Source organism: Kribbella jiaozuonensis, from assembly GCF_005233875.1.
GTDB lineage: Bacteria > Actinomycetota > Actinomycetes > Propionibacteriales > Kribbellaceae > Kribbella > Kribbella jiaozuonensis.
This window is the reverse complement of record NZ_SZPZ01000001.1, coordinates 1,963,493-1,990,275: the sequence shown is the minus strand read 5'-3', so window position 1 is coordinate 1,990,275 and position 26,783 is coordinate 1,963,493. Positions and strand designations below refer to the sequence as shown.

At 68.2% G+C, this 26,783-nt stretch carries 21 protein-coding genes; 3 read left to right on the top strand and 18 right to left on the bottom strand.

All coding sequences use genetic code 11. The annotated features are described in order from the left end of the window. Positions 1–25: 25 nt before the first annotated feature. The 4 genes from FDA38_RS09610 to FDA38_RS09595 all read right to left on the bottom strand — a co-directional run bounded on the left by FDA38_RS09610 (position 26) and on the right by FDA38_RS09595 (position 2,455). Positions 26–478, bottom strand: coding sequence for a hypothetical protein (locus tag FDA38_RS09610; protein WP_137253663.1), 453 nt, complete (start codon positions 476–478; stop codon positions 26–28). Beyond that, positions 475–1,179: a hypothetical protein gene (locus tag FDA38_RS09605; RefSeq protein ID WP_137253662.1), complete on the bottom strand. Its 705-nt coding sequence runs from the start codon at positions 1,177–1,179 to the stop codon at positions 475–477. The genes FDA38_RS09610 and FDA38_RS09605 overlap by 4 nt, the downstream gene beginning before the upstream one ends. Positions 1,180–1,243: 64 nt before the next feature. Then, a complete protein-coding gene (locus tag FDA38_RS09600; RefSeq protein WP_137253661.1) occupies positions 1,244–1,990 on the bottom strand; it encodes an alpha/beta fold hydrolase in 747 nt (248 codons plus the stop codon). Between the two features lie 9 nt (positions 1,991–1,999). Next, positions 2,000–2,455, bottom strand: a complete 456-nt coding sequence (locus FDA38_RS09595; protein WP_137253660.1) for an Lrp/AsnC family transcriptional regulator — start codon at positions 2,453–2,455, stop codon at positions 2,000–2,002. Positions 2,456–2,534: 79 nt separating this feature from the next. On the opposite strand from FDA38_RS09595, the gene FDA38_RS09590 reads away from it, so the two are divergent. Then, positions 2,535–2,945: a DUF2000 domain-containing protein gene (locus tag FDA38_RS09590; protein ID WP_170989647.1), complete on the top strand. Its 411-nt coding sequence runs from the start codon at positions 2,535–2,537 to the stop codon at positions 2,943–2,945. Here the strand turns inward: FDA38_RS09590 and FDA38_RS09585 are convergent. The 13 genes from FDA38_RS09585 to FDA38_RS09525 all read right to left on the bottom strand — a co-directional run bounded on the left by FDA38_RS09585 (position 2,942) and on the right by FDA38_RS09525 (position 22,377). Beyond that, positions 2,942–3,811, bottom strand: a complete 870-nt coding sequence (locus FDA38_RS09585) for a sigma-70 family RNA polymerase sigma factor (RefSeq protein WP_202877603.1) — start codon at positions 3,809–3,811, stop codon at positions 2,942–2,944. The two genes, FDA38_RS09590 and FDA38_RS09585, sit on opposite strands and share 4 nt — an antisense overlap. Further along, positions 3,760–4,191 carry a carboxymuconolactone decarboxylase family protein gene (locus FDA38_RS09580; protein WP_137253658.1) on the bottom strand — a complete coding sequence of 144 codons (432 nt, stop codon included), beginning with the start codon at positions 4,189–4,191 and terminating at the stop codon, positions 3,760–3,762. The genes FDA38_RS09585 and FDA38_RS09580 overlap by 52 nt, the downstream gene beginning before the upstream one ends. 67 nt (positions 4,192–4,258) lie before the next feature. Beyond that, positions 4,259–4,981: a hypothetical protein gene (locus FDA38_RS09575; protein WP_137253657.1), complete on the bottom strand. Its 723-nt coding sequence runs from the start codon at positions 4,979–4,981 to the stop codon at positions 4,259–4,261. Between the two features lie 182 nt (positions 4,982–5,163). After that, the gene (gene rodA, locus FDA38_RS09570; protein WP_137253656.1) at positions 5,164–6,330 is read right to left on the bottom strand and encodes a rod shape-determining protein RodA; all 1,167 of its coding nucleotides are present in this window, start codon (positions 6,328–6,330) and stop codon (positions 5,164–5,166) included. A gap of 10 nt (positions 6,331–6,340) precedes the next feature. Then, entirely contained in the window at positions 6,341–8,395 is a 2,055-nt protein-coding gene (gene mrdA / locus FDA38_RS09565; protein WP_137253655.1) for a penicillin-binding protein 2, read from the bottom strand. After that, entirely contained in the window at positions 8,392–8,922 is a 531-nt protein-coding gene (gene mreD, locus FDA38_RS09560; protein ID WP_137253654.1) for a rod shape-determining protein MreD, read from the bottom strand. Before mreD ends, mrdA begins: the two co-directional genes overlap by 4 nt. Positions 8,923–8,926: 4 nt before the next feature. Beyond that, the gene (gene mreC, locus FDA38_RS09555) at positions 8,927–9,844 is read right to left on the bottom strand and encodes a rod shape-determining protein MreC (RefSeq protein ID WP_137253653.1); all 918 of its coding nucleotides are present in this window, start codon (positions 9,842–9,844) and stop codon (positions 8,927–8,929) included. Between the two features lie 11 nt (positions 9,845–9,855). Beyond that, positions 9,856–10,884 carry a rod shape-determining protein MreB gene (gene mreB, locus FDA38_RS09550; RefSeq protein WP_442914338.1) on the bottom strand — a complete coding sequence of 343 codons (1,029 nt, stop codon included), beginning with the start codon at positions 10,882–10,884 and terminating at the stop codon, positions 9,856–9,858. A 126-nt stretch (positions 10,885–11,010) separates the two neighbouring features. Continuing rightward, positions 11,011–16,611, bottom strand: coding sequence for an RHS repeat-associated core domain-containing protein (locus tag FDA38_RS09545; protein ID WP_202877602.1), 5,601 nt, complete (start codon positions 16,609–16,611; stop codon positions 11,011–11,013). 9 nt (positions 16,612–16,620) lie between these two features. Further along, a complete protein-coding gene (locus FDA38_RS09540) occupies positions 16,621–20,139 on the bottom strand; it encodes a LamG-like jellyroll fold domain-containing protein (RefSeq protein WP_137253652.1) in 3,519 nt (1,172 codons plus the stop codon). Positions 20,140–20,242: 103 nt separating this feature from the next. Next, entirely contained in the window at positions 20,243–20,653 is a 411-nt protein-coding gene (gene ndk / locus FDA38_RS09535) for a nucleoside-diphosphate kinase (protein WP_137253651.1), read from the bottom strand. A 3-nt stretch (positions 20,654–20,656) separates the two neighbouring features. After that, the gene (locus tag FDA38_RS09530) at positions 20,657–21,019 is read right to left on the bottom strand and encodes a DUF4233 domain-containing protein (protein WP_137253650.1); all 363 of its coding nucleotides are present in this window, start codon (positions 21,017–21,019) and stop codon (positions 20,657–20,659) included. Then, positions 21,016–22,377, bottom strand: a complete 1,362-nt coding sequence (locus FDA38_RS09525; RefSeq protein WP_137253649.1) for a bifunctional folylpolyglutamate synthase/dihydrofolate synthase — start codon at positions 22,375–22,377, stop codon at positions 21,016–21,018. The genes FDA38_RS09530 and FDA38_RS09525 overlap by 4 nt, the downstream gene beginning before the upstream one ends. 74 nt (positions 22,378–22,451) lie before the next feature. On the opposite strand from FDA38_RS09525, the gene valS reads away from it, so the two are divergent. Further along, complete coding sequence (gene valS / locus FDA38_RS09520; RefSeq protein WP_137253648.1) at positions 22,452–25,019, top strand: valine--tRNA ligase; 2,568 nt, start codon at positions 22,452–22,454, stop codon at positions 25,017–25,019. A 138-nt stretch (positions 25,020–25,157) separates the two neighbouring features. Beyond that, a complete protein-coding gene (locus FDA38_RS09515) occupies positions 25,158–25,856 on the top strand; it encodes a hypothetical protein (RefSeq protein ID WP_233714613.1) in 699 nt (232 codons plus the stop codon). Here FDA38_RS09515 and FDA38_RS09510 read toward each other — a convergent pair. Next, positions 25,853–26,779, bottom strand: coding sequence for an AEC family transporter (locus tag FDA38_RS09510; protein WP_137253647.1), 927 nt, complete (start codon positions 26,777–26,779; stop codon positions 25,853–25,855). The genes FDA38_RS09515 and FDA38_RS09510 overlap by 4 nt on opposite strands. Between the last annotated feature and the right edge of the window lie 4 nt (positions 26,780–26,783).

Below are 26,783 nucleotides of genomic sequence, written 5' to 3'. Positions count from 1 at the left end.
GTCGGGGAGCAGAGCGCCTACCAGACTAACGCTGCCGCTGCTCTACGCCGGAATCGAACGCGGTCCGGACCAGATAGCGGTAGTCGTCCACGCAGTCTGCGACCGCGCTCTCGAACTGCTCGTCGGTGATGATCCCGGCCCGGTACAGCTCCACCTCCTGCAGCAACCGGTTCCCGAGCTCCGAGGGAGGGTTGAACTCCGCAATCCGGCTTTGGAGCGCGGTCGCGCGATTCCGGGTCACCTGCCGTCGGGCCTCGCGGTCACGCCGCTCCCGCCGCGGCGCGAGCCGGGCTTCGACCACCTTCCGTACTCCGAGCGCGAACGAGGCGGCGAGGATCGCGACGTAACCCGGCGGCAGGAATCCGACGATGTCGAGGCCGGCATCGAGTGCGAACGCGAGCGGCCCGGTCAGCAGTACGACCGCGAGATCGACCGGCGACGAGGCCCGATCCAGCAGCTTCCCCAGGTCATCGATCACCGGGGGCGCACCTGTCGCCAGAGATCGTCGCGAATACCCCGGACGACCGATTCGGGTGCGCGGTCGACCATCCGGGTGAAGAGCCGCAACTGACTCGCCAGCGGCTCCGGACGGATGGGCGTGTGCAGGAGGGTCGCCGCAGAAGGGCGGTCGGAGCGCGTGATCAGGTACCGCAGGAGGTCGCGGATGACGTGGTCGGCCTCGCCGCGCGGCAGGCGTCCGATGGTCACCAGCAGCTCCCTGAAGACCGCGTTGATCTCCGCGGCCGACGCCATCGGCTTGCCCTGCTCCGGCGTCGTCGTACGGAGCTGCTCAGCGGCCATCCACGAGAGGTCGACGAACCCCGCACCCTGCGCCGCCTCGCTCGCGTACGTCTGGAGGGCGGCCATGGGCAGGAATCGACGCGAGCTCGGAGTCGGGCGGGACTTGCGCCTCCGTCCGGCGGCGATCGACGCCAGGGCGACGACGAAGAACAGCACCAGCAGGGCGCCGGCGGCCACGAAGAAGGCTGTGACAGCACTCCGGCTCGAAGCCACCGAGTCGGCCACGAAGAAGGCGAGGAGGCCGGCGACCATGACAGGACCGATCAGGCTGGGCGACGTACGCCGCCGGCGCTCGGTGCCGAACGTCGTCGCGTAGTCGGCCAACTCGAGATCCGCCTGACCTGCCGACCGCGCGAATGGCTGGTCGTGCACGCTCACGCATCGTCCTCTCTCTCGGTCGCCCCATTGTTCCTGCTCGCGGTGGGCTGCATCCAGAGCGTAGTCAGGCGAGGTGGGCGAGGAGCAGCGGGTTGATGACGTCAGCGTGGGAGTAGGTCACCAGGTGGGCGGCTTTCTCGATGATTTCGAGGTGGGCGCCGGGGAGCTGGCCGGCCAGCGGTACGACGGTCTCCGGCGGGACGGACTGGTCCGAGTCGGTGGTGATCAGCAGGACCGGGGCGGTGATGTCCTGCAGCTTCGGGAGGAGGTTGAGCGTGCTGATCGCCTCGCAGCAGGCGGCATAGCCCTCGTCGGGACAGTCCTGCAGCATCTGGCGGACCGGCTCGATGTCTTCGGCGAACTCCGGGAGGAACCAGCGGCCGAGCGTGGCGTCGGCGATCGACTGCGTGCCCTCGGCGCGTACCTGCGCGGCGCGGTCGATCCACATCTGCGGGTTCTCGGCCGTGTTGGTCGGCGGGCAGATCGCCACCAGCCGGTGGATCCGCTCCGGCGCGTGCTCCGCCAGCCACAGCCCGACCGATCCGCCGAGCGAGATCCCGACGTACGACGCCTGCTCTACCTCGAGCATGTCGAGCAGCTCGACGACGTCGCCGCCGAGGTCGTCGATCGTGTACGGGCCGTCGGGGACCTCGGAGCCGCCATGACCCCGATGATCGAACGCAACCACCCGGAACCGCTTGGCGAGTACGTCCACCTGCGGCGCCCACATCGCCTGATTGGCACCCAGCGACGACCCGAGCAACACCACGGGCGCATCAGCCGAACCGGTCTCCACGTAGTTGAGTCGCATACCGCCACCCTACGAAGTCAGCGGCATGATCGTCGTGCGGCGGTGGTGCTCGAAGACGACCGAGCTGCGGATGTCGGCGATCTCCTGCCGTTTGGCCAGGGCGAGCACCAGGTCGCGGAGGGCTTCGGTGTCCTTGACCGCGACGTGGGCGAGGAAGTCCGAGCCGCCGGACACCATGAACATGTCCAAGGTCTGCGGCAGGTCCATCACGTATGCCTGGAACGCCGTCGCCACCGCCATCGCCTGCGGCCGGAGCTTGATCGAGATGATCGCCTGGGTCGACCGGTCGATCGCCTTCAGATCGACGGCCGCGTGGTACCCGCTGATGACGCCGCGATCGCGCAATCCGCGGATCCGCTCCAAACAGGTCGACGGGGCGATCTTGAGCTCGGCCGCCATGTCCCGGTTGGTCCGGCGGGCGTCGTTCTGCAGCATCCGCAGCAGCGCCGTATCAAGTTCGTCCATGCCGGCCAGTTTCGCAGATCTGCCGAACGATGTTCGGAGTCTGTGCGGAATGCCTGACCATCGGGCTAGCTTGAGCGGCGTGCTGACGAACAAACTGGTCGTGATCATCGCCACCGAAGCGCCGATCGGCGTAGCCCTCAACACCGCCGCTCTTCTAGGCGTAGGCCTAGGCCGCCACCACGACGACACCGTCGGCCCGGACACCGCCGACGCCTCCGGCACACCCCACACCGGCATGTGCGCCTACCCCATCCCAGTACTCCGAGCGCCGGCCGAGCAGCTCCACGCGCTCCGCGCCGAAGCAGCAACACGCCCCGACCTCACCATCCACGACATGACCCAGGTAGCCCAACAGGCCCGCACCTACGAACAGATGTCCACGAGGTTGAGCGGCACAAAGCCCGAAGACATCGAGTACCTGGGCCTGGCCCTCTACGGCCCCCGCCCAACCATCGATTCCCTCACGGGCGCCCTCCCGCTGTACCGCTAGATGGCGGTGAGTTTGTGGGGGTTGGCCAGGACTCGGATGGTGGTGATTTGGGGGCCGTCGGCGTCGACGGTCAAGAGGTGGCGGTGGCCTCGGATGGTTATGTCCAGGGCTGGGCCGGTGGCTAGGTCGACTGGGGTGATGATGACGTCTGTGTGGGCGTAGATGTGGGTGAAGAAGGCGGCTACCTTCTCGCGGCCTACGACCGGCTTGCGGGCGGCTCGGCGGATGCCGCCGCCGTCGGTCCAGGAGGTGACGGAGTCTTTGAGGAGGTCCTCCAGGCGGGCCAGGTCGCCCTCGCGGGCGGCGGCTACGAAGTCGGCGATGAGGCGGCGTTGTTCGGCGGCGGTCGGGTGGAAGCGGGGGCGGTCGTCGGCCAGCTCGTGCAGGGCGCGGCGGTGGAGTTGGCGGCAGTGTTCCGGCGTACGGTCGAGGATCTCCGCGATCTCGTCGTACGGGAGGGTGAAGGCGGTGCGCAGTACGTAGACAGCACGCTGCGGTGGCGTGAGTCGCTCCATGAGGTGCAGTAGCGCCATCGAGATGTCCTCCAGCTCCAGCATGTCCGCGGAGACCGGCTCCGGGAGCCACTCGCCGGTGTAGCTCTCACGCCGCGCCTGCCTGGTTCGGAGTACGTCGATGGACAGCCGCGTCACCATCCGGGTCAGGTAGCGACGCGGCTCGGCCACATCGGCGCGGTCGGCGGCGGACCAGCGGACGTACGCGTCCTGCAGCACGTCCTCGGCGTCGTGCCAGCTGCCCAGCAACCGGTACGCGAGGCCGGCGAGCATGCCGCGGGCCGACTCGAACTCCTGCAGGATCAACCGGCCAGTTCCGGCTGCTTCCTGGTCGCGATGTTCAGACGGGTCCACAGGTTGATGGTGCCAATCGCGAGGAGCACGTTGGCAGCACGCTCCTCGCCGAAGTGCTCGACCACCGCATCCCACACATCGTCCGGTACGCCGTCACGCGCGAGCACCGTGACCGCATCGGTCAGCGCCAGCGCGGCACGCTCACGCTCGTCGTAGAACGAGGAGTCGTGCCAGGCCGCGAGCCCGAACAGGCGCTGACTGCTCTCGCCTTCCTTCAGCGCGTCCGTCGTGTGCATGTCGAGGCAGAACGCACACCCGTTGAGCATCGACGCCCTGACCTTGATCAGGTGCAGCAACGTGTGGTCCAGAACGCCCTGCACATAGTTCTCCACGCCGTACACGGCCCGGAAGCCGGCCGGCGATACCTTGCTGAAGCTCATCCGCTCTTCCATGCCAACACGACGGTGGCGCGGGCGGCCGGCGTGACAACGGCAGGTGTGACGCCGGTCACGCAGTCTTGAGGACCTGCCTGGCCTTCGTGACGGCGGCCTCGGTCGCCGGTTCCAGCTCGCCGCCCTGGCCGGCGAGTACGCCGACCGACAGGATCACGTCGTCGACGCCGGTCACGGCCGCGGTGTACTCGAGGCCGCGCTTGGGCCCGCTGGTCCCGGTGAGCCGGAACGCGAACGGCTTCGTGCCGTACGACGGGGCGGTGATCTTCTCGACCTTCATCGAGGTGTTGCCGGAGCCCTCGGTCTTCAGCGTCACCTTGGTGCAGGAGTCGACGGCCTTCGCGTACGAATCGCGGAGGTCGGCGACCTCGGCCGCGGTGCCCATCGAGTCGAGGCCGTAGTCGATGTACGGGCCTTCCTGGCCGCCGGTGAAGGTGCGGGTCACGCTCGCCTTCGACCCGGGAGCCTTGGTGGCGTTGAGGTATTTGACCAGGGTCTTGCAGCGGCTGCTCGACGACGAGAACGGCTTCGAGCCGTCATCGGATTCGTCCTTCTCCTGGGAGAACCCGCTCGGCAGGTCGTTGAGCTCGAGCAGCGCCTTGGTCAGCTCGTCAGTCGTCCGGGTCACAGGGACGGTCGACGCCGCCGTCGGTGTGCTGGGCGTCGAGCTCGGGACGGGCGTGAGCGGCGTACCGGCACCCTTCTTGTCGTCATCCCCACCACAGGCGGTGAGGGACAGCGCAAGGGCGGCGGCGAGGGCGAGCGGGAACCTTGTCACGGGGCCTCCCGGCCTGGACTGAGGAGCGGAGGGAGCGGAGCGACCGGAGCGACGAGGGAAGGCCGGGAGCAACAGCCCCGGGACACGCCGCGACGGAGTCGTGGCATTCAACAGAGTCATGGGGCCTCTCCGGCGGGGACTGGGAGCGCGGAGGGAGCGTACCTGACGTGTCAGTTCGCGGGTCAGTAGCGGTGGGACCTCAGGTGGATGTTCTGCAGCAGGCCGACCGCGAGCAGGCAGGCGAACATCGAGGAACCGCCGTACGACACGAACGGCAACGGGAGGCCGGTGACCGGCATGATGCCGAGCGTCATGCCGATGTTCTCGAAGGCCTGGAACGCGAACCAGCAGACGATCCCGGTCGCGACCAGCCGGCCGAAGGCGTCCCGTGCGTTGATCGCGATCCGCAGCCCGCGGAACAGGATCACTGCGAACAGCACGATGATCGCCCCGGCGCCGATCAGGCCGAGCTCCTCCCCCGCGACGGTGAAGACGAAGTCGGTGTGCTGCTCGGGAACGAATGCGTTCTGCGTCTGGCCGCCGTGGAACAGGCCCTGCCCGAAGACCCCGCCGTTCCCGATCGCGATCCGCGCCTGGTTCACGTTGTACCCGATGCCTTGCGGATCCGACGACGGGTGGGCGAACGCGATGAAGCGGGAGATCTGGTACTGCTTCAGGATGTGCAGCTTGATCGCGATCGCCGCGACCAGCACGCCCGCGGTGAGCAGACCGAGCATCCAGCGTTTCGGTACGCCGGAGACCGCGATGATCCCGAACACGATCGAGCCGAGCACCATCACCGTGCCGAGGTCGGGCTGCAGCATCACCAGGATCACCGGCAGCGCGGCGACCGCGACGGCCTGCGCGACGTCGACCGTACGGGCGTTCTCGTTGCGGTCGGTCTCACCCTTCTCCGCGATCAGCAACGCCATCCCGACGATCACCGCGAGCTTGGCGAACTCGCTCGGCTGGATCGACATGAACGGCAGCTGGATCCACGACCGCGACCCGTTGATCGTCGAGCCGACGCCCGGGACCAGGACCAGGATCAGTCCGACGATCGAGGCGGCGTACAGGACCGGGGCGAGGATGCGGACCCGGCGATGGTCGGTGACGGCGGCGCCGATCGCGAGGATCAGGCCGATCGCGAAGTTCAGCGCGTGCCGGACCAGGAACGCGTACTGGTTGCCGTCGGTCAGCGAGGTCCGGTTGTGGGTCGCGGACCAGATCAGCATCGCGCCGAGGAACGACAGCGCGACCACGCCGAGCACGAGGACCCAGTCCACCTGCCACACGGTCGACCGCCGGTCCATCCGCGACCGCATCCGGATCGGAGTCAGGGTTGCCATCTGCGCGCCCTCACTGCTTCGGCTTCTCTTGCCCGGGCGGCGGCGCCGGCTTGATGTTGTACAGCGTCTCGTAGATCTTCCGGACCGCGTCACCGCCGGCACCCGAACCGGTACCGGCCTGGCTGATCATCATCACCACGGCGTACCGATCCGTGTACGACGCCAGCCATGACGTCGTCTGCTTGCCGTAGACCTCGGCCGTACCGGTCTTGGCGCGGACGGGGATCTTGTCGAGCGGGAAGCCCTGGAACTTCCACGCCGCGGTGCCGCTGACCGTGGTCTGCTTCAGCGCGGTGTCGATGTAGCGCAGGGTGTTCTTCGCGACCGGGAGCTTGGCCTTCACCGCCGGCTTGATCTCATGCGGCTTGCCGTTCGCGCCGACCCAGGACTGGACCACGCGCGGCTCGAAGAGCGTGCCGCCGTTCGACAGGGCGGAGTACACGGTCGCGAGCTGCAGCGGGGTGACGGTGGTGTCGCCCTGGCCGATCGCGAAGTTCACCGCGTCACCGGCGCGGTATTTGTACCCGTCGACGCAGAACTCGCGGGCGAACTGCTTGAGGAAGGCCGACGTCCCGGAGGGCGGGTTGGCCGACAGCTTGCAGTAGTAGTCCTTCATCGAGTCGTAGTAGGTCTTCTTCCACTGGCGGTCCGCGATCCGGCCGGTCGCCTCGCCGGGCAGGTCGATGCCCGTCGGCTTGCCGAGGCCGAACTTCTTCGCCATCTCGACCAGCGGGTCGTAGGTGCTGATGTCGCTGGAGTTGCCGCCCTCCTTCAACCAGAGCGCGTACGCGACCCGGTAGAAGAATGTGTCGCAGGACAACGCCAGCGCCCGGTCGAAGCCGATCATCCCGTAGGAGGCCGACTCGTAGTTCTTGAACCGGCGGTTGCCGACCTCGAAGTACGACGAGCAGTCGAGCCGCGTCTTTGTGCTGTACCCGGCGCTCAGCGCGGCCGATGTCGTGATCGGCTTGAACGTCGAGCCCGGCGCCAACTGGGCCTGCAGCGCGCGGGAGACCAGCGGCGTGCCGGACTTGGCCGAGTACAGTGCGTCGAGCTCGCGCTGGGTGATACCGCCGACCCACACACCCGGGTCGTACGTCGGGTAGCTGGCCATCGCGACGACCCGGCCGGTCTTGGTGTCCATGACCACGGCGGCACCGGAGTCGGCGACGTACTTCTTGTGGGTCACCGGGTCGGTCTGCTTGCGCGCGGTCATGATCGCGTTCTTCAGCTGGGCCTCGACCGAGGCCTGGATCCGCGCGTCGATCGTGGTGACGAGCGTGGCCCCCGGAACCGGCGCGGTCTGCTTCTTGATGCCGGTGGTGTACCCGACCGCGTCGACGATGACGTCCTTCTCGCCGGGCGTACCGCGCAGGAGCTTGTCGTACGAGCGCTCGACGCCGGCGCGGCCGACCAGGTCGGACCGGTGCGGGACCGAGTCCTGCCCAGCCTTGTCCATGTCCTCGAGCTCTTCGGTGGTGATCGGCGAGAGGTACCCGAGGATGTGGGCCGCGTTCACCTTGTACGGCTCGGGGTACGCACGGAGCGTCTGCGAGTCGGCGGCGATCCCGGGGAAGTCCTCGCGGCGCTCCATCACGTCGATCGCGACCTGCTCGCTGACGTCCTTCGCCACCGGGATCGGCTGGTACGGCGTGCCGTTCCAGCAGGCGGGTGGTTTGGACGCGCCGGGCTCGCCGCACAGCATCGTGCGGGCCTTGAGATCCGCCGGCTTCTGGCCGAGCACCTTCGCCAGGCGGGTCAGAACGACGTTCTGCTGGCTGTCGGGGAGCTTGGCGAGCACCGAACGGTCGACGGTGATCATCAGCGAGACCCGGTTGCCGACGAGCGTCCTGCCCTGTGAGTCGACGATCGTGCCGCGCGGGGCCGGGATCAGGACCTGCCGGATGTGCTGGGCGGTCGCTGCCTGGGTGTAGTCGGCGCTCGACATCACCTGCATGTACCAGAGCCGGCCGAAGAGCGTGCACAGCAAGGAGAAGACGAGCACCCCGATCACGAACAACCGCAACCGGGCCTTGAGCGGCGCTTCGAAGCCGTCCCAGCTCATGGCGCGACTCGGCGCTCGCGGGCGGGTTGGACGCGGCCCATGATCCACATGACCAGCGGGATCACCACGATCGCGCCGACCACGTCGTACCCCGCCGCGATGCCGAGGCGGACGCCGAACTCGCCCCAGTCGACCGACGGGTCGTGCAGCAGCGAGCCGGTCGCGCTGTAGATGAAGAACGAGACCGCCGTCCCGAGCACGACCGTCAGCGCAACACCGAGCGGCCCGACGGGTCCGCTGGAGGTCTCGCGGCGGATCAGGCCGGCGATGTATCCCGCGATCGCGAGTGACAGCGCCCAGCGCCCGGCCGTGTGGTCCGCGGGCGGCACGATGTCGAGCAGCAGACCGCCGACGAATCCGGCGATCGCACCCCACTCCGGACCGCGGGACAGCGCAAGCGCGATCACCACGATCAGCGTGAGGTCACAGGTCACCCCGGCGACGGCGATGTTGGTCAGCACCGACGTCTGCACGGTCACGGCCACCATCAGGAAAAGGGCAGCCAGGCCGATGCGCAAAGCGATCACGGTGTCAGTTCCCCTTCCCTGGTATTTGGGCTCTCGGCGGACGGGCGGGTGGTCCGGTGACCACGCCGACGGTGTCGATCCGGGTCGGGTCGACGAACGGCTTGATGGTTGCGGTGGATCCGAGGGAGCCTTCGTTCGGCGTCACGGAGGTGACGACGCCGATCGGGACACCCGGCACGTACGGCGCGTTGCCGCTCGAGCCCCAGGTGACGATCCGGTCCCCGACCTTCGGCCGGGCCTTCGGGTCGACGAGCTTGTAGTCGAGGGTGCCGGCCACGTCGCCGCGTCCGGAGACGAAGCCGAGCGCCATCGACGAGTTCAGCCGGCCGCCGACGGTCGAGTTGCGGTCGCCGATCAGCAGCACGGTCGCGGTCCCCGTGGTGGTGCGCACCACCCGGCCGACCAGACCGGTCCCGTTCATCACGGTCATGTCGGTGTGCACGCCGTCCGCCGTCCCGGCGTCGATCGTGACCGTGTGGCTGAACGTCTGGGCGCCACCGATCCCGATCACCCGGGCCGGCGTCATCGTGTACGCCGGCGCGACCTTGAGCAGCTTGTCCAACTCCTGCGCCCGGTTGCGGGCGTAGTCGGAGGTGTTCAGCTCCTGGGTCAGATTCTCGTTGTCCTGCTTGAGTTTTTCGTTCTCTGCTTTCAACCTATCCATTTCCGCGAACCGGTCGCGGAGGTTGTCCACAGGCTGCCGGGCCGAACTCGCGGTCGACTCCAGCGGGCCGAACACACCGGCCGCGGCCTCCCGCAGCGGCTCGACCGGCGAACCGGCCGAGCGGCGGGCGTCGAGCACGATCAGCGTGAAACAGGCCAGGATCACCAGCACGAGCACGGTCCGGCGGCGACGGATCTGCCGCGGCATACCGGTCGCGCGGAGCAGGCCTTTCGCCGGGGTACCGAGGTCTTTGAGCATCGGGTGGTACCTCAGCGCCGGTTGTCGGTGACCAGGATGCGGTTGAGGGTCTCGATGTTGTCCACGCACTTGCCGGCGCCGAGGACGACGGCGTCGAGCGGGTTCTCCGCGACGTGGATCGGGATGCCGGTCTCGTGCCGCAGCCGCTCGTCCATGCCCTTGAGCAGCGCACCGCCGCCGGTCAGCACGATGCCGCGGTCGACGATGTCGCCGGCCAGCTCCGGCGGGGTCTTGTCCAGCGTTGCCTTGACCGCGTCGACGATCGCCGTGATCGGCTCCTCGATCGCCTGACGCATGTCGGCCGAGGACACCTTCACGGTCCGCGGCAGGCCGGAGACCATGTCCCGGCCGCGGATCTCGCTGTCCGGGCCGTCGGTGGTCGGGAACGCCGACCCGATCGTCATCTTGATCTGCTCCGAGGTCGCCTCGCCGAGCAGCAGCGAGAACTCCTTCTTGCAGTAGTTCACGATCGCCTTGTCGATGGCGTCGCCGGCCACCCGGATCGACTGGCTGGTGACGATGCCGCCGAACGAGATGACCGCGACCTCCGTCGTACCGCCGCCGATGTCGACGACCATGTTGCCGGTCGCGTCGCGGACCTCGAGGTTGGAGCCGAGCGCGGCGGCCATCGGCTCCTCGATGATGTAGACCTTGCGGGCGCCGGCCATGTATCCGGCGTCGCGGACCGCGCGCTGCTCGACCGCGGTGATCCCGGACGGGACGCAGACCACGATCCGCGGTTTGGCGAAGTACCGCCGGCGGTGGACGCGCTGGATGAAGTACCGCAGCATCTGCTCGGCGGCGTCGAAGTCGGCGATCACGCCGTCCTTGAGCGGCCGGATCGCGGTGATGTTGCCCGGCGTACGGCCGATCATCTTCTTCGCCTCGTGCCCGAACGCGACCGCCTCACGCGGGTCGTCCGTCCGGGTCGCGACCACGGACGGCTCGTTCAGCACGACACCCCGCCCGCGCACGTACACCAGCGTGTTCGCCGTCCCGAGGTCGACCGCCATGTCGCGGCCGAGCATGCTGTTCGCCACCGCGGCACCTCCCACTCGACCCCAACTCAGGCTAAGCGCCGCCCGCGCAAAGCCCGTGGACCGACACGACCCGGCCCGTCCAGGAACAGATCGTATCGGTCCACTCACCTGCAGTCGGCGGCGGGCTCAGGACATGCCCGGACCGGACGACGGGCATTTCAGCGTGCAGTTGTACGGCACCTCGCCGAAGTAGTCCGGTGTCCACCACCACTGGAAATAGCCGGAGTTCGCACCGTAGCTGTCGCCGTACTCACCGATCGAGGCTCCGGCGCCCAGACCGACACCGGCGTCGACGGCCCCCACGTTCTTGCCCTCCATGCTCGCGCTGGCCCCGAACTCGTCGACCTCGAACCCGGTCTGCCCGTAGCGGCTCTGACCGTTGTTCATCTGGTCGGCCCGCTGCGTGCTGCGCCGGTACCCCATCGAGACACCGGCCGAGGCTCCGGCCAGCAGGTACTCCTTGTACGACGCGTTGAAGGTGAAGCCGCGGTCATCGGTCGTGAAACACGCCTCCGCACCACGACCACTTCCGGCCCCGGCCGACGCGCCGATACACAGTGATCCGGAGCCGTCCCCGGCCATCTCCTCCTTGGCCCAGTCCGGAATCGGGATCGGGATGATCTTCGGCGCCGGCTTGTCCTTCGGTTTGGGCGCCGTCGGGCCTTGCGTCTTCTTCGGCCCGGGCCTCGGCTGGGAACACGCCGCCTTGTCCTTGGGCTTCGACGGCGGGCACTGCGTGTGGAAGTACCACCGGAAGCTCTTCGGGCAACCGAGGCCGAAGAAGTCTCCGATCCGGCTCAGGCACTTCTTCCAGGCGACGTTCTCGACCGCCTTCGCATTGGCGTAGGTGCGACCGCTGTCACCCTCGATGAGCATCAGGCCGTTCGCGTCACTGAACGTGACCGGGCTGTTCCCGGCGTACGCGTACGGGTTGAGCTGTTGCGGGTTCTGCGGGTCGAAGAGCGGGTCGACCGACAGGAAGCGGCCCTCGGTCGGGTCGTACTCACGAGCCCCCAGGCGGGTCAGCCCGGTGTCGGTGTTCGGTGTACCGCCGACGAACCCGCGTGCGCCGCCGGTCCAGGACGGTGCTGCGTCACGAGGATCGCCGAACAGGTCGAGCCGCCGATTGGTGACCTGGAGGGTCGATTCGGTGATGGCGGTCTGTGCGGTCCTGTTGCGATCCGAGACCGTCCAGGTGAAGCCGGATGCGGTCCGGACACCCAGATTCGGATAGTACCGCGTCCCCGTCGCCGTACCGCCGGCTCCGGCTCTGATCTCGCCGCCGCTCACGAAGAGCGTCGCCGAGTCCTTGTCCCGGCGGATCAGTTGGTTGCCGTCGGCGTCGTACAGATAGGTCGACGGGCCGGCCGCGGTGAGCAGGTTCTCGTCGTCCCAGGTGAGGGACTGCCCGGGCCGGGTGAGGGTGTTGCCTGCGGCATCGTAGGTGTACGACTTGGTCGTCGAGCCGGTTGTCACCGACCTGACGGCGTGGGGGCGGGTGTAGGTGTACGTGCTCGCCACATCTGCGGTGCCGCCGAGACCCTTCTTGACCAGCTTCGTGCGGTTGCCTGCTGAGTCGTAGGCGAATTCTTGCCAGTACGGCGCCGGTCCGCCGACGACCGCAGTGGAGGGAGAGGCGGCGCAGTTGTCCGTGGCGGTCCAGGCTGTGTCGACTCGGCGCAGGTAGTCGTAGGTGAAGCATTGGGTGTCGGTGCCGGTGGAGGGGACCTGGTCGGACGTCCTGGTGACGTTACCGGTTTGGTCGTAGGCGTAGGTGAGCTTGTCGAGGAGTAGACCGCCTGACTGGTCGCGGTCGGTGCGGACCTCGGCGAGGCGCCTCGTGGTGTCCTCGTACGACGTGGTGCGCCACAGCGGCCTGGTGTCGTTGCCGAGGAGCTGCTGGGTGACCTCGCCCAGACCGGTGTACTTGGTGTCGCGTACGTACGGCAGCGCACCGGTGACCTTGTCCGGCATGCCGAACGGGTCGTACTCGTAGTTGATCGTCTCCGCCGCCAGATCGCCCAGTGCGGGCTGTCGGGTCGACTTGAGGCTGCCGTCGTCGGCGTACCGCTGGGTGGTGTCGTAGACGCCGGCCAGCTTGCTCTGGGACGTCGGGATCGTCACCCGCTCCCCGGTCGGCCGTCCGCCGGTGTCGTAGCCGGTCACGGCGCGCACGTAGGCATCCGCACCGACGTACCGCGTCGACGACGTCGGCGAGCCCTTGGCGAGGGTGTCGTAGGTCCACTCCGCCAGGACCGTTCCACCGGACTTGGTCCGGATCTTGCGGCCCAGGTCGTCGTAGTCGGTCTGGACGACCCGGCCCCGCGCGTCCTTGCTCGAGATCACCTGCCCGGCATCGTCGTACGTCAGCTCAGCCACGCCCTTGTCCGGGTCGTCCGCCTTCACCTTGCGACCCAGTACGTCGTACTCGTACCGCCAGTTGTTGCCGGCCGCGTCGGTGATCCGCGCCAGCTCGCCCCGCTTCGTGTAGCCGTAGCTGGTCGTGTCAGCCGCCGTGTTGGTCGTCCGGCCGCGGTACTGGATCTTCGCGGTCATATTCCCCCGCGCATCCGAGACGGTCGTCGTCAACGTCCCGCCCCCCGGTGGCAGCACGGTCACGCGGTCGCCGCCGTACGTCGTGTACGTCGTCCACTGCCCGACGTTGTACGCCGCGAACGTCTCGCTGACCTGCCGCTCCGCCCCGTCGTACCCCAGCACCGTCGCACTCGGCACCCGACCCGGATCCGGCTTGAAGAGCGTCGTACCGGGAGCAGCGTCGCTGTTGTAGTACGCAGGACGCTTCAGCACGACCAGGCCGCGGCTGTCGTACACCGTGTCCGACAGGATCCGTCCGCCGGCCGGGCTGGGCTGCTGCGACTGCCGCTCGCGCCCGAACCCGTCGATCAGGCTGTACGACGCCACCTGGTTCCCGTTCGCCTTCAGGGTGAGCGTCTTGACCCAGCTCGGCCCACCGGACTGCCGTACGCCGTACTCGTAGGCCAGATGGGGTGTCTGCTGATTCACCTCGGTCCGTCCGGGTTTCCACACCTTGATAAGCCGCCCGAGCGCGTCGTACGTCGACGACGTGACCCGCTGGTTGGCATCCACCTGGGACACCGGCAGTGCCCAGGCCGGGTCGACCGTGCTGGTCGACACATGTCCGAGCGCATTGGTGACAGTTGTCGTCGTGTTCAGCCCGTTGACGTCGCTGTAGGCAGTAGTCGTCTTCCGGTGCAGCGCATCCTCCTGCACCAACGGCCTACCGAACGCGTCGACAGTCGTAGTAGCAGTCGTCAGGTACTGCGCCGGGTAGGCCTTGGCCTGCTCGGTCCGGGTGACATCACCACGCGTCGGAGCAGTCCCGAAGGCCGCCCCGTCGTACGACGTCCGCGTGTCGGAGATCGCATCTGCCGGCAGCGACGACGTCGTACCGCAAGCGACGCCGACAGTCGTCTCCTGGCTCGGCAGGTCCATCAGCATCGCGCCCGCGTTCTGTACGTACGCCGTGGTGGTGCAGCGGTCGTCCGTCGCCACAGCGGTGTCACCGAGGTCGTTGACCTGCGTGACGTTGCCATAGTTGTCGTACGTCGTCGACACGTCCGTACGACGTACTCCCCCGGCGGCCAGCGTGGTCCGGGTCCGGGTGCGGCCGTCCTCGACCTGGTAGGCCTTCTCCGTCCCCTCGGTCGCAGTCAGGCGCGACCACGGGTCGTGGATCTCCGCACTGACCTCGCCGCCGCCGACACCCAGGTAGGTGATCGACTCGTGCATGAACCCGGCGTACTGCTCCAGGTCCGGAGTGGCGGTTCCGGTGGTGTCGACGATCTGGTCGCTCTTCGTACCGCCGTTGGCGAGCTTGTCGCCGTTCATCCCGCGGAAGTACTGGTAGCGGGTCGCAGTGCGCGTCACACCGACGTCGTGTACCTCATCGCCCTTCACCACAACGACTTTCTGGTAGCCACGCCACTGCGACCACGTCCGGTACTTCGGGTCGACCAGCGGGTTGTCGTCGTACGCCCAGGCCCCATCGCCCTCGTAGACGTACGCGGTGAGCTCGTCGCGGTTGTCAGTCACCAGGTCGTGCTTGACCGTGTATTGGACCACGTACGTGTGGAACCAGTTGTCGCGGGGCGTCTCCTCCGGCGGCTCGGCCCATTTGACCGGATAGCAGCGTTTGCCGTTGGTGTCGGCAGCGGTCGGCAGAGAGGTCGGTGTGCAGTCCGGATCGGCGTACTTGATCGTGACCTGGCCGCCTGTCTCGTTGGTGATCGTGGTGATGCGCGGCTTCCATAGTGCGGGCCGGCTGTCGGTCGGAGTGTCGACGCGGTTCGGCAGCAGGGTCGGAGTGAAGGTGACCGGCGGTGTAGCGACCGGAGTGCCCGCGACGCCGGTGTGAGTGATGCTGCTCAGCCAGAGTCCGGCCGCCGTACCGTCACCCGGCGACAGATAGGTGTGGGCGAAGTCCCACCGGTCGACGTCCCGGTAGTTGCCACCGCCAACAGACACCTGCGTGGTGATCCGGCTCAGCCGCTTCGTCGACCAGAACGTCGGTGACGCGACCGTCGTACACGTAGCGGTCCTGCACTCCAGGTCCCACGGCACATCCGGCCACGAGGTCGCGTTGTGGGTCGCACAGTTCTGGCCGGGCGCGCACCGGTCGGCGCTGTCGAACACGACCCGAGCAGGCGCTCCGGCGTACGCGTTGTCGGAGCGGGTGCCGTAGTCGATCCGCCGCAGCACGCCGCCGCGGATGTACGTTCCGGTCGTCGCGCCGAGGTTCTGCGCGTACGAGTTCGTCTCGACGTCGTAGAAGTAGCTGATGGCGTTGCCGTGCGGGTCGACGACCTGGTCGAGGTTCCAGCGGTAGGCCTGCTGACAGGAGGAGGCGGCGTACGTCGCCTGGTGGCAAGGCTCACCGCTGTCGTTGCCGTAGACCGGAGCCGTCCACGTGGACTGGGTGGTCTCCTTGCCGGTCGCCCAGCCGGGCAGACGGTTCAGACCGAAGAAGTACTGCGTCCCGCTGGGCGTCGTCAGCTTCCAGTACTCGCCGTCGTTGTCGCCGTTGGCCGCACCGGTCAGCCGCTCGACCTTGGTCCCGTCGTCGTCCTTGAGGTGCCAGACGCCGTTCTCGCGGACGAGCTGACCGGACTGCTTCCCCAGCGACACCGTGGCGTTGTCGGTCTCCCAGCAGAGGTCACCGGTCTTGCGCTGCGCGTTGTTGCCGCCGAGATCGTCGGCGCACGCCGTGTAGCTTCGCTCGATCGACCCCGCACCGAGGTCCCAGCCCTCACCGAGCCACGACGGCTGGTTGTTGGTGGCAACAGTCCGGCCGTCGGTGGACTGCGACGAGTAGTCCGCGGACAGGTCCGGCTCGAGGCCACCTGGCACCGGCGGCGTCCGCAGGTCGTAAGCCCAGGTGAACCCACCGCTGTTTCCGTTCACCTCCCAGGTGCCGGAGGGCGCGAGTGAAGTCGCCTTGTAGTCCCCGGTCCCACTGGCCGACGCCGATGCCGATGCCGATGCCGTGGTGCGGCTCTGCGCCTTTGAGGGAGCCTTCTGGACGGCCGGCACGAAGTCCTTGCCGGGTACCGAGGCCACCTGTTGCGGCTGCACGGCCGGAGCGGCCTCAGGTTGTGCGACGGCCTGATTGGGTACGACGAGTGCCGCACCCAGCAGGCCTGCGATGAGTGGCGCGGTGACGTGGCGCCGTTTCCAGAGAGAAGTCATCGTCGTTCCTCAGGATCGCGTGGTGACGTAGCCGAGCTGGGTTTCCTTGGTCTGGCCCTCGCAGTTCGGGTCGCCGGTGTCGAAGAGCTCGTTCCAGCTCGCGCGGCAACGGAACAGCGGGTGGCTCACGACACCGTCGGGCGGCGCGGTCCAGATGTAGCCCGTCGTACCGACGACCGTCTTTCCCTCGCAGAGGGGATCGGTCGAGCTGAATGTGTCCTCGCCGGTCTTGCACTGCATCAGTGCGGTGGTGCCGGCCTGCGGGACCATGGACACGTAGCCCTGCATGCCTTCGGGCTTGTAGTTGCCCGGCACGCGTCCGACGGTCGTGGTGTGGTCGTACGGGTAGTTGGTGGCCAGGTTCCGGATCAGCGGTGCGGTGGCCTTGGCGTAGCCGAGCAGGCCTTCGTTGGTCGCACCTTCGCAGTTCGAGTCGTTGGACGCGAAGTGCCGGGTGTTCGGGACCATGCAGCGGTAGACCGGGAGCGTCTCGAACCCGGCCGGCTTGGACGTCCACAACTGACCGACCGGACCGAGGACGGCCTTGTTCTCACACGTGGCACTCCTGCTGAGGAAATAGTCCCGGGTGTTGTTGAGGCATGAGTTGACGGTCAGGCCTTCGGATGCCATCGAGCCCAGTGAACCGACGTAGTGCGAGCCCTGCGGCGCCGGACCGGTGGTGACGATGCTGATGCCTTCGTTGGTCAGGTACCTGGCCAACTGCCCGCCGTACGGATTCGGCCGCTTGGTCACCGGGTTGTCGAACTCCTGCTGCACCTGGTCGCCGGTCCGCGCACCTGTCCACACATGGATGTCGTCGACCTCGCCAAGGAACGGCGTCGCCCCGAGCTGACCAGAGCCGACACGGAACGTACCGGTGCTGTTCGCACTCGCCGCTGCGCTCTCGACGTTGCCCGGCTGTTCGCCGTCGACGTACAGGCGGATCTGTCCGGCTGCCTGGTCGTACACACCCGTGAGCTGGGTCCAGTCCGTTGTCGCGACCGTGTCGGACTCGACAGTCGCCTGATCGACGGAGAAGGCCCACCTGCGGTTGCTGCCGTTGTACTGCAGGGCGAACCCGCTGCGCTGAGCGCCGTCCTGACTCATCACGACCCGGCTGGTGCCGTCCGCCGCGTCCAGCTTCACCCGTACGCTCACCGCGAAGCCGGAGTCGGTCCGGACGACGGGGCTGCCGGTGCTGATGCCCTGTCCGGTACCGTTCAGCCGAACCGCTCCGGTGCCGACGGCACCCGCAGTACGGGTCGCGTCCTCGCGGATCGCGCCGAGCCGGTAGTTGCCGGAGGCATCCGACAGCTGACTGCCGTCGGCCTCGTCCATCGGCCAGAACAGCTCCTCGGTCGTCGGACGGCCTGCCAGGTCGTTGATCTCGGGCGCGGTCAGCACGCGCTGGTACAGCCGTACGTCGTCGATCGAGCCGAGCCAGCTGTTCGTGGCCTGCTTCGCCACCTGCGCCCGGCCGAGCTGGGCGAGCCCCGTCGCAGCCCACGGCGTTGCATGCGTTCCGACAGACCCCGGTACGCCGTCGACGTACAGGCGGACCTGCTTGGCGCCGTCGTCGTACACACCGACCAGATGAGTCCACCGACCCGCGACTGCAGGTGCTGCAGACTCGGACAGCTCACGTACGGCGTTGTCGTTGTTGGTCTGCGGCAGGACGAAGTTCCACCGCTGACGCTGCGGGTTGTACTGCAGGAAGAAGCCGCTGATCGACGACCCGTCCTGGCTGACCGCAGTCCGGTACTGACCGTCGACCTGGTCCAGCTTCACCCACGCCGACACCGTGAACGACTTGCTGGTGTTGATGGCGGACTTGGCGCCCAGCGCGACGTACCCGGCCGGCGTGCCGTTCGTCCACAGCGCATCGCCGATCCGTCCGGTTCGCCAAGCGACCGCGTCCCCGGCCGGCTTCACCCCGTCCAGCCGGCCGGGGCGATCATCGACGACCGCGGTGTCCGTGCCGTGGCCGTCCAGCCGCCACTGTGCGACAGGCGGCGTACCGCGGCCGACCCAGAACCGGAACTTCTTCTCGACCAGGGACACGTTCCCCGCCTGGTCGACTGCGCGGACCGTCAACACCTGCAGCCCGTCGGACCCAGGTGTCACGAGCGTCCGGGCGACGCCGTCCGAGCCGATAGCGACGTACTTGTCCTGCTGCGGGGTGTCGCCCGTCTGGTCAGCTCCCTGCAGCGTGTAGCGGAAGCCGGCCACATCCGTGTCGCGTGCATCAGCCGTGAACTCGAAGCCCCCGGTGAAGCCGGCAGCGCCGCTGGCCGGACAGACCACCTCGTCCGGGCACTCCTTGTACGTCGGCGACGAAACGCCCGGCGCGTACTGCGGTGCCGTCTTGTCGATCGTGTAGTCGCACCAGGCCGATGCGGACTTCGACTCGTGCAGACCGTCCCAGCCGATCACCTGGAACGACAACTTCCGGTTGTCGACGTTGAGCGACGCCGGAGTGTCGATGCTGAACCGGCCTGGTGAGTTGAGACCAGTCGTCTCGGCGGAGTGCAGCAGTGTGGTGTGGTCACGCTCGTAGATGCGGTAGCGCGCGGCGACGCTGCCCCCGTCCGGGTCGCTGATCGTCGCCCACAGACGCGGACCCCGATTCGGCGCGGGCGGCGGGGCGTACAACTGCGGGTTGATCCGGATCTCGCCGCTGCCACACACCCGGTCGTTCTCGACCGCCAGCTCGACCGGCGTGTTCGGGCGGGTGTTGTAGGTGACGCTGAGGACCGGCGTCGTACCGAACTTCTTCCAGGCCAGCTGGTCTTCCTCGTTGTTGGCCCGGAGCATCACCGTGGTCGAGCCGAGCCCGTTGGCAGGGTTGGTAGACCACTGCACGAAGCCGGTGGTGTTGTACTCGAGGTACTGCGACGGGCAGCCGGTACGGCCCGCGGCGACGTTGTAGGAGCCGATGCCCATCACTGCGGGCGGCTGGTTGTTCCAGGTCGTCCCCGGCGAGACCGGCCGGGTGCCCCAAGCCTCCACCCAGCGCGGCGAGCAGCTCGGCGCGTGTACTTCCAGTGCCTTGAACGAGCTGCTGAGGATCTCGCGGCCGTTCAGCCAGCCGGTGTCGTACTGGAAGTACGAACGAGCAGCCTGGATCCCGTTGCACCAGCCGTCGTCGTAGCACTGGCCGACCTTCGCGACGCCGTCGCCGTCGCCACCCCAGTAGCTGTTGCCCGGCTTCCCCCGGAAGACAATCGCCCAGCCGCTCATCCCGGGCGCCGTCGGCTGCCCAGGTACTCCGGCCGGCGCCGCGTTGAACGTTGCCGTGAACGTCCCAGCGGGGTTCGCAACCACTCTCGTGGTCGCCGTCCGCTTCACCTCGACCGGTTTGCCGGTACGCCGTGCTTCGGCGCTCGCCCGCACTTCCGGATCGGTAGTGCCCTCCGCGGGCCGCGCGACGGCTACCGAGCTCTGTACCAGCGATGCGGCGAGCAGCAACGCCGCGAGCACACCGGGTACGACCCGGCGCACACCCCACTTGCCTGACCCACTCCCCACTCGTCACCCCTCCAGATCGGATCGGCCGTGGCGGCCGACGCCGAAATGGTGGGGTGCCGTGCTTTCAAAACGCTTTCAGCGTCCCGAGTGGTCTAAACCGGGGTCAGGGCAGGTCGGGGAACCAGATCTTGATCTCGCGGCTCGCGGACTCCTCGGAGTCGGAGCCGTGGACGAGGTTCTCGCGGTTGGACAGCGAGAGGTCGCCGCGGATCGTGCCGGGGGCAGCCTTGCGGCCGTCGGTGGCGCCGTTCAGCGCGCGGATGACCTCGATCGCCTCGTCGCCCTCGAGCACCATCGCGACCAGCGGTCCGCTGGTGACGAAGTCCCGCAGCGGCGGGTAGAAGGCCTTCTCGACGTGCTCGGCGTAGTGCTGGTCGGCCAGCTCGCCGTCGATCGTGCGCAGGTCCATCGCGACGATCCGGAGCCCCTTGGCCTCGAACCGGCCGAGCACCTCACCGACCAGGCCGCGGCGGACCGTGTCGGGCTTCAGCAGGACCAGGGTGCGCTGCGACATCTGTCAACTCTCTCTCGAACTTGGGTGGGCGGCTGAGCCTAACTGCTCGTGCGCTTTCTTGGCCTCTTCGATGCGCCGGCCGAGGACGATCGCGGCGACCCAGAAGGCCGCGAACGCCGCGCCGAGGACGAACATCACCGGGACGACGAAGCCGATGCCGACCGCGCCGACCTGGACCACCGAGCCGAGCACGTACCCGACCTGGAACCTGAGCAGGCCGGCCGCGACGATCGCGAGCACCGCCAGTCCGAGGCAGACCGGTACGGCGACCGCGGGCCGGACGTCGGCGACCGAGATCATCACCGGCGTGACGAGGGCGAGCACGATCGACTCGAACCCGAGCACGATCGACGCGAGCGACCTCATTCCTGATCGGCCTTCGACTTGCGGACCAGCAGGCTGCGCGCCTCGCCGGCGGTGATGACCGAGCCGGTGATCAGTACGCCGCCGGAGCCGAGCGCGACCGCGTTCTCCTCGGCCAGCCGGATCGCGTCGTCGATCGCGTCGATCAGGTGCGGCCGGACCAGCACCCGCTCCTCGCCGAACACCTCGGCCGCGAGCTCGCCCAGTTCCTCGGCCGGCATCGAGCGCTCGACGAAGCTGTTCCGGGTGCAGACGACCGTTTCCATGATCGGCTCGTAGGCCTCGAGGACGCCGTACACGTCCTTGTCCTTCATGCAGCCGAGGACGCCGATCAGCGGCTCGAACTGGAACGCCTCCGAGACCGTCGCCGCGGTTGCCTCGGCGCCGTGCGGGTTGTGGGCGGCGTCGACGATGACCGTCGGGCTCTGCCGGACGACCTCCATCCGGCCCGGGCTGGTGACGTTGGCGAAGCCGGCCTGCAGCAGTTCGGTGGTGACGCGGCCGTCCGACTCCGGGCTGGCGCCGAGCAGCGCCTCGACCGCGGCGACGGCTGCGGCCGCGTTGTGCGCCTGGTACTCACCGTGCAGCGGGATGTACAGCTCGTCGTACTCACCGCCGAGGCCCTTGATCGAGACGACCTGGCCGCCGACCGCGAGCGTCCGGCTGACGATGCCGAACTCGATCCCCTCGCGGGCCACCTGCGAACCGACCTCGGCGGCCCGGCGGAGCAGGACCTCGAAGACCTCCAGGCTCTGCTGCGACATCACCGTCGTACCGCCGGTCTTGATGATGCCGGCCTTCTCGCCGGCGATCGTGACCGGATCCGCGCCGAGGATGTGCGCGTGGTCGACCGCGATCGGCGTGATCACCGAGACCGTGCCGTCGGCGACGTTGGTCGAGTCCCAGGACCCGCCCAGGCCGACCTCGATCACCGCGACGTCGACCGGTGCGTCCGCGAACACGGCGTACGCCATGCCGGTCATCACCTCGAAGAACGTCAGCGGGTGCTCCTGCTCGGCGTCGACGACGTCCAGGTACGGCGCGATCTCGGCGTACGCCTCGACGAAGCGCTCCTCGCTGATCGGCTCGCCGTCCAGCGTGATCCGCTCGCGCACCGACTCCAGGTGCGGGCTGGTGAACCGGCCGGTCCGCAGCCCGGCTTCGCGGAGCAGGGTGTCGATCATCCGGGCCGTGGACGTCTTGCCGTTGGTCCCCGTCAGGTGCACCACCGGGTAGGCCTTCTGGGGGTCGCCGAGCAGCTCGACGAGCCGCCGAACCCGGTCCAGGGAAGGCTCGATCTTGTGCTCCGGCCAGCGCGCCTGGAGCAGGGCCGACACGTCGGCGTAAGAGAGGTCGCTCATCAGAACGCCCAGTCTAGGTGGGGGCTGTGGATAAGCGTTCGGAGCACCCCTTGACAACCACTACGATTGTGCGCATGAGCCAGACGTCCCGTGTTCCAGACAAGCCCACCCTCGAAGGCCTCGAGGAGAAGTGGGCTGCCGTATGGAAGGAGCAGCAGACCTACGCCTTCGACCGCACCGCCGAGCGGGCCGACGTGTTCTCGATCGACACGCCGCCGCCGACGGTCTCCGGGTCGCTGCACGTCGGGCACATCTTCAGCTACACCCACACCGACCTGGTCGCCCGGTTCCAGCGGATGCGGGGGAAGAAGGTCTTCTACCCGATCGGCTGGGACGACAACGGCCTGCCCACCGAGCGCCGGGTCCAGAACTACTACGGCGTCAAGTGCGACCCCTCACTGCCGTACGACGCTGACTTCACCCCGCCGGCCAAACCGGACCCGAAGCGGCAGCTCCCGATCGCCAGGCAGAACTTCGTCGACCTGTGCGGTGAGCTCACCCATATCGACGAGCAGGCGTTCGAGTCGATGTGGCGGACGGTCGGCCTGAGCGTCGACTGGGACCATCTCTACACCACGATCTCCGAGGACTCCCGGCGGACGTCGCAGAGGGCGTTCCTGCGCAACTTCGCCCGCGGCGAGGCCTACCTGGCCGAGGCGCCGACGGTCTGGGACGTCACGTTCCAGACCGCGGTCGCGCAGGCCGAGATGGAGGCCCGGCCGTATCCGGGCGCCTACCACCGGATCGCGTTCCACGGCGCCGACGGCCCGATCTACATCGAGACCACCCGCCCGGAGCTGATCCCGGCGTGCGTCGCCCTGATCGCGCACCCCGACGACGACCGCTACAAGCACCTGTTCGGCACGACGGTGAAGTCGCCGCTGTTCGGCGTCGAGGTCCCGGTCCTCTCGCACCCGGCCGCCGAGATGGACAAGGGCGCCGGTATCGCGATGTGCTGCACCTTCGGCGACCAGACCGACATCCAGTGGTGGCGCGAGCTGCAGCTGCCGGTCCGGACCGTGATCGGTCGCGACGGCCGGTTCCTGCGAGAGACCCCGGCCTGGCTCGAAGGCTCCGCCGAGCTGTACGGCGAGCTGGCCGGCAAGACCGTCTTCAGCGCCCGCGAGCTGATCGTGGCGAAGCTGCGCGAGAGCGGCGACCTGGACGGCGAGCCGAAGCCCACCGAGCGGATGGCGAACTTCTACGAGAACGGCGACAAGCCGCTCGAGATCGTCTCCACCCGGCAGTGGTACATCACCAACGGCGGCCGCGACGACGCGCTCAAGCAGGAGTTCATCGAGCGCGGCGAGGAGCTCGCCTGGGTGCCCGAGCACATGCGCCACCGCTACCTGAACTGGGTCGAGGGGCTGAACGGCGACTGGCTGATCTCCCGCCAGCGGTACTTCGGCGTCCCGTTCCCGGTCTGGTATCCGCTGGACGCCGACGGCGAGCCCGACTACGCGCACCCGCTGATGCCGTCCGAGGCCGAGCTGCCGATCGACCCGACCTCCCAGGCACCGCGGGGGTACGACGAGTCCCAGCGCGGCAAGCCGGGCGGGTTCGAGGCCGACCCCGACGTGATGGACACCTGGGCGACGTCGTCGCTGACGCCGCATATCGCCTGCGGCTGGGAGCGGGACGACGACCTGTTCCGGCGTACCTTCCCGATGGATCTGAACACGCATGCGCACGAGATCATCCGCACCTGGCTGTTCTCCCGCGTCGTCCGGGCCCACTTCGAGAACGGCACGCTGCCGTGGGCGCGGTCGATGATCTCCGGGTTCGTCGTCGACCCGGACCGCAAGAAGATGTCGAAGTCCAAGGGCAACGCGATCGTCCCGACCGAGATCCTGGACAAGTTCGGCGCGGACGCGGTCCGGTGGCGGGCGGCGATGGCCCGGCCGGGGATGGACTCGCCGTTCGACGAGTCGCAGATGAAGGTCGGGCGGCGGCTCGCGATCAAGGTCCTGAACGCGTCGAAGTTCGTCCTCGGCTTCGGCGCGACTGAGGACGACCCGTCCGCGGTCGTCGTCGCCGACGCGACCGCGGTCACCGAGCCGGTCGACCTGGCGATGCTGCAGCAGCTGCGGTCGGTCGTCGCCGACGCCACCGCGGCTTTCGAGCGGTTCGACTACACCGGCGCGCTGGAGATCAGCGAGCGGTTCTTCTGGACGTTCTGCGACGACTACGTCGAACTGGTCAAGGAGCGGGCGTACGGCGGTCAGGGCGAGGCCGCGGCGGCCTCCGCGAAGGCGGCGCTGGCCGTTGCGTTGTCGGTCCAGCTGCGGCTGCTCGCGCCGTACCTGCCGTTCGCGACCGAGGAGGTCTGGTCGTGGTGGCAGGAGGGTTCGATCCACCTGACCAGCTGGCCGCAGCCGGATGTCGATCTCGCGGTCGCCGCGCAGGAGCCTGAGGTTCTGGACGCCGTTTCGGAGGTTCTCGCGGGGATCCGCGGGGCGAAGTCCGAGGCGCAGGTCTCGATGAAGACCGAGGTCAGCAAGGTCGAGGTCACCGGTCCGGCCGCGCGGCTGGAGCTGGCCGAGCGCGCCGAGCCGGATCTGCGGGCCGCGGGCCGGATCACCGGCGAGATCGTCTGGCACGCCGACGACTCCGACGCGGTCAAGGTCGTCGCCGCACTCTGAGCACGCTCCCGGTGCCCGTCTCCTGCTGGAGGCGGGCACCGGCACGTGTCGCCGAACGACTACCCTGCGAGACCGGTTTGTGCTGATGTGGAAGCATCGGGTCCGAACCCCGTGACCGAACGTCCGAGGAGCCACCCCATGAGCGACCCCACCAACCCGGCGGATCCGAAGCCGACGGAGAAGGCCGTCACCACGGCCGACGCCGGCGCGGACACCGCCGAGCTGGCCGCCGTCCCGGCAACTGCCGAGAAACCCGCTGGGGAAACACCTGGGGACAAGAAGACCGAGCAACCCAAGAAGAAGTGGTGGCGGCGGATCAAGGTCCGCGGTCCGTGGGTGACCGTCGTCGCGGCGCTCGTCATCCTGCTCGCACTGGCCTTGCTCGGCTACATCTGGGGTCTCGGGCCGCTCAACCGGCTCAACACCGAGCGTGGGATCACCCCGCCGGCCAAGCTGGCCGGACTCGACCGGATCACCGACGCGAACATCCGTAACCAGCTGCAGCTGGACCAGACGCGCCAGGCACTGAGCCGGATCAACAACGGCAAGCAGGCGACGGTCGAGGCGTACGGGACCATCGACGGCAACCGGATGTTCGTGATCATCGCGCTGCGCGGCAAGGTCGACATCGACAAGACCGTCGCCGACTCCGGCGCGACCGCGGACAACATCAAGAAGATCGGCAGCTCCACCTGCGTCGAGTCGTCCGGCAACCTGCCGACCCAGTGCTACCGCGGCTCCAACACCCTCACGGTCATCGCCCAGTCCGCGAACGAAGGCGTCAACGTCGACCAGGTCGAGCCCGTCGCCGAAGAGGCCTTCAAAGCCATGCGCTAGGCCAGCAGACCCGCGATCAGAATCATCACCGGGATCGACAGCAGCGTGCTGAGCAGGACCGCGCTGCGTGCGAGCGTCCGGCTCGCCTTGTAGTGGACCGCGTAGACGTAAACGTTCTGGGCTGTCGGCAGAGCGGCCAGCAGGGTCGGCGCCAGGAGTGCGGTCCCGTGAAGGTCCAGGACCCAGCGGGCAATGGTGTAGGCGACCAGCGGCTGGGCGAAGGTCTTGAGTCCTACCGCCAGTACGACGTCCCGCTGCAGGCTGACCGAATCCTTCGTCCCGGCGCTCAAGCTCAACCCGTAAGCGATCAACGCAACCGGCACGGCCGCCGCCGCGACCAGGTCGATCGGCCGCATCACCAGGTCCGGCAATCGCACACCCAGCAGCGAGAACAGCAACCCGAGCAACGACGCGACGGTCAGCGGATTGCGCAACGGCCTTGTCACCATCGTCCGCACCGACACCCGCCGCCCGGTCCCCTGCCGATCGTGGTCGAGTACGGCGAACGCGATCGGCGCCATGATCACGACCTGGAACAACACGATTGGTGCGACCAACGCACCGTTCCCGAGCACGTACGCCGCCACCGGTACGCCGAGGTTCCCGGCGTTCACGTACGACGACGCGAGCACACCGATCGTGGTCTCGGACCGTGTGCGCCGCCAGATCGCCACTGCGACCACGACGAACACCACCTGGACCACGAACAGGCTCAGCAGGTTGGTGACCAGCACGACCGAGAAGATTGCCCGCAGGTCTGCCCGCGCGACCGTCGTGAACAGCAACGCCGGCGTCGCGACGAAGAACGCCAGCCGGGACAGCACGAGCTCGTCCTGCGACCGCAGTACGCCGAGAAGGCCGACGACGTACCCGAGGACGGCGACCGCGACCAGCGCGCCGAAGGCACCGATGACGGCGGACACCTCA